Here is a 2,633-nt window from a genome sequence, read left to right on the forward strand (position 1 = left end):
CCGATGGTTTTATCTATGGTATTGCAAGCCTGCTATAATATTGTAGATAGCATGTTCGTGGCGAGAATTAGCGACCCGAGCATCGCAAATTTAGGTGAGTATGCAGTAAACGCACTTACATTGGCATTTCCGATACAAATGCTAATCGTCGCGTTTGGAATCGGTACAGGAGTAGGTGTAAATGCACTTTTGGCTAGAAGCTTAGGTCAGAGGGACGACGAAAAGGTGGCAAAGGTGGCAGGAAATGGTATAACATTAGGCATCATCATCTATGCTGTGTTTTTACTATTTGGATTATTTGGGGTGAATGCATACATAGGAAGCCAAACAAACGATGCGATTGTACTTGGAATGGGTAGATCATATCTTTCAATATGCTGCATTGTATCATTTGGTATGGTTATGTTTTCGATTTATGAAAAATTACTACAGGCTACAGGAAAAACTGTGTACTCTACAATAGCTCAAATATCTGGGGCAGTAGTAAATATTGTGTTAGACCCTATTTTGATATTTGGGTATTTGGGGCTTCCAGAGATGCGAATCGAAGGTGCTGCTTATGCGACAGTAATCGGTCAAATTGTTTCATTGCTTGTAGCGATGTATTTTCATTATAGAAAAAACACAGAGGTTAACCATGGATTAAAGTATTTAAAATTAAAATGGATTATTGTAGAAGAAATATATTCTATCGGTTTGCCTGCGATTATAATGCAAGCGCTGATGTCTTTTATGACTTATGGTGTAAATATCATCTTTGGTACTGTTTCGATGGCTGCTGTAACAGCTTATGGTATTTTCTATAAGATTCAACAGTTTATATTTTTCGCTGGATTTGGCTTGAGAGATGCGATTACGCCGATTATTTCGTTTAATTTTGGAATGAGCGATAAGAAACGAGTGAAACAGGGTATTTTCTATGGTATACTTTATATAGAAATAGTTATGTTTGTCGGTATAGTCGGATTGGAATTATTTGCAGAACCGCTAATTGGATTATTTGCTATGTCGAGTGAAACAGAGGCACTATGTGTGTTGGCGACTAGAATTATAGCGACTGGATTTTTATTTGCCGGCGGAAACATAGCCATTCAAGGTGTTTTCCAGGCATTGGACTGTGGAATAGATTCGCTTGTCGTATCGTTGCTTAGATTATTTGTAGTAGTTTTACCGCTTGCATGGTTTTTTACAAAATTCGAAAATGCGACATTTATGATCTGGTTTGCCTTCCCAATAGCAGAAGCCGTGGCACTAATTGTGGCAGTTGTACTTATGTTAAGAGCAAATACAAAAATTATTAAACAAATAAAGGAAAAAGCAGCATAATTTTAAAATAATTGATTAAATTTGTTTTGTACATTATAAATAAAAATAGATAAAAATAACACGGATAATAGTCATGTATTGGCATTATTGGTGTTATTTTTTTATTTTGAACCTATTTTGTAATAATTATTTATGTTTTTATAGAGATTTATACAATTATAGCGTTTTATAATGTTTTTAACACAAAACAACTAAAAATCATATAGATATGTAATTTTGAATTATTTATATTTAAATGATAAATATATAAAGCACATATAAAATAAAACGAAAATAAAATTTCTAAAAAATATCAAAAAGTTATTGACAACAATATAAAAATTGGTAATATTTGTATTGTCAAAAAAAGGAAGGGAGATCAAAAATAATGAATTTAAGTGCAAAAAATAAATTAACAGGTAAAATAGTAGAATTAAATAAAGGTGCAGTAAATGCAGTAGTAAAAGTAGAATTAGCTAACAAAATGGTAGTAACATCTACTATAAGCTTAGCAGCAGTAGAAGAATTAAGATTAGAAGTAGGAAAAGAAGCAACTGCAGTAATAAAAGCAACTTCAGTTATGATATCAACTAATCCACAATACATAAGTGCAAGAAACAAATTAACTGGAAAAATAGTAGCTATAGAAGAAGGCGCTGTAAACTCAATAGTAAAATTACAATTAGCTGACGATATGGTAATAACAGCTACAATAACTCTAGAAGCAGTTAAAGAATTAGGATTAGAAGTAGGAAAAGAAGCAACTGCAATAGTAAAAGCAACTTCTGTTATGATAGGATAGTAAATAATCTATAGACCTCAAATACATTTAATTATATATAGACGAGGATAGAAGCCATGGGTTTCTATCCTCGTTTCTAGTACCAAGTATCTCTATTGTGTTTGGATTGGCGCTGCAAAGTAGAGTTATTATTTGTTTTAGAGGATATAGGACAGTGTCTGTGTCTGTGTATGGATTTTCATCGTAATTCATAGAAAGGATTTGCTCCTTAGAAGGTAAGAAAAGCCTCATGTCAATAAAAAAAGATAGTACCTAAAAAGAGTAGATACTATCTAATTTATCCTGGGTTTGTAATCTCAACGTCTCGGCTGTGGCACAGATTTTATCGGCAAGACATATGATCCACGCCTCTTTAGATGCAGGAGGAGTTATGTTTAGTGGAAACATATGGTGCAATATGATGTCCTCTTCCTTTTCTGTAAGAGTGAAGTCTTCAGATGCATTTTCTAGAGCAATTCTAGGATGTCTAAAGCCGTGAAATTTCACAGGCTTATTCTTGTCGTGCCAATCGTATAAAAAGTAATCG

General features: G+C 33.2%; 3 protein-coding genes and 1 pseudogene. 2 read left to right on the top strand and 2 right to left on the bottom strand.

What is annotated here, in order from left to right:
* Together MR593_RS03705 and MR593_RS03710 are read left to right on the top strand one after the other, a co-directional pair.
* Positions 1-1,326, top strand: a 1,326-nt coding sequence (locus tag MR593_RS03705; RefSeq protein ID WP_290687016.1) for an MATE family efflux transporter, incomplete at its 5' end; no start/stop codon positions are given.
* Positions 1,327-1,693: 367 nt separating this feature from the next.
* Positions 1,694-2,107 (top strand): TOBE domain-containing protein, encoded by a 414-nt coding sequence (locus tag MR593_RS03710; protein ID WP_290687018.1) that lies wholly within the window; start codon positions 1,694-1,696, stop codon positions 2,105-2,107.
* A gap of 27 nt (positions 2,108-2,134) precedes the next feature.
* Here MR593_RS03710 and MR593_RS03715 read toward each other — a convergent pair whose 3' ends face one another.
* Together MR593_RS03715 and MR593_RS03720 are read right to left on the bottom strand one after the other, a co-directional pair.
* On the bottom strand, positions 2,135-2,299 hold the full coding sequence (locus tag MR593_RS03715) for a hypothetical protein (protein ID WP_290687020.1): 165 nt from the start codon (positions 2,297-2,299) through the stop codon (positions 2,135-2,137).
* 60 nt (positions 2,300-2,359) lie between these two features.
* Positions 2,360-2,633, bottom strand: a pseudogene (locus MR593_RS03720) (HD domain-containing protein); the annotation flags it as partial.

Source organism: Intestinibacter sp., assembly GCF_022780145.1.
Lineage (GTDB): Bacteria > Bacillota > Clostridia > Peptostreptococcales > Peptostreptococcaceae > Intestinibacter.

Excerpts from the sequence above, each read along its gene's own strand:
- MR593_RS03710 (WP_290687018.1), top strand. The coding sequence starts at position 1,694 with ATGAATTTAAGTGCAAAAAATAAATTAACAGGTAAAATAGTAGAATTA.
- MR593_RS03715 (WP_290687020.1), bottom strand. The coding sequence starts at position 2,299 with ATGAATTACGATGAAAATCCATACACAGACACAGACACTGTCCTATAT.